This is a genomic window from Arthrobacter sp. SPT-J7 (genome assembly GCF_059089965.1).
In genome coordinates, this window is record NZ_JBNHFF010000594.1 from 1 (window position 1) to 377 (window position 377).

The following is a 377-nucleotide window of genomic DNA, read 5'->3' on the forward strand; positions in this document are numbered from 1 at the left end:
GGAATCGGCGAACGACTCGCCCCGGTCATCGAGGAGCGGACCGGCATAGAGACACGGTCCACCACGCTGGGCCATATTCAGCGTGGCGGAGTGCCGAGTGCTTCCGACCGGGTATTGGCTACACGCCTTGGGATGGCCGCGGTTGACGCGATCCACGACCGCGACTGGGGCAGGATGGTAGCGGCCCGCTCCACAGAAATAGCGCGCGTAGACCTTGCAGAAGCCATCGGTGCCTTGAAAAAGGTGCCGCAGCACCGATATGACGAAGCGCTCCGTCTTTTCGGTTAGAAACCAGTAGTTCGAAAGTCAGCTGTGGCTCTGGGGCGGCGAAGAACCAGCGGCCTCAACGATAGGAATTCAAGGTTGCGGGCGGCCGT

1 protein-coding gene is annotated in these 377 nt (G+C 61.8%); it reads left to right on the forward strand.

All coding sequences use genetic code 11. The features are described from left to right. Nucleotides 1-288, forward strand: a 288-nt coding sequence (locus AC5RWX_RS34450) for a 6-phosphofructokinase (protein WP_494100599.1), incomplete at its 5' end; no start/stop codon positions are given. Between the last annotated feature and the right edge of the window lie 89 nt (nucleotides 289-377).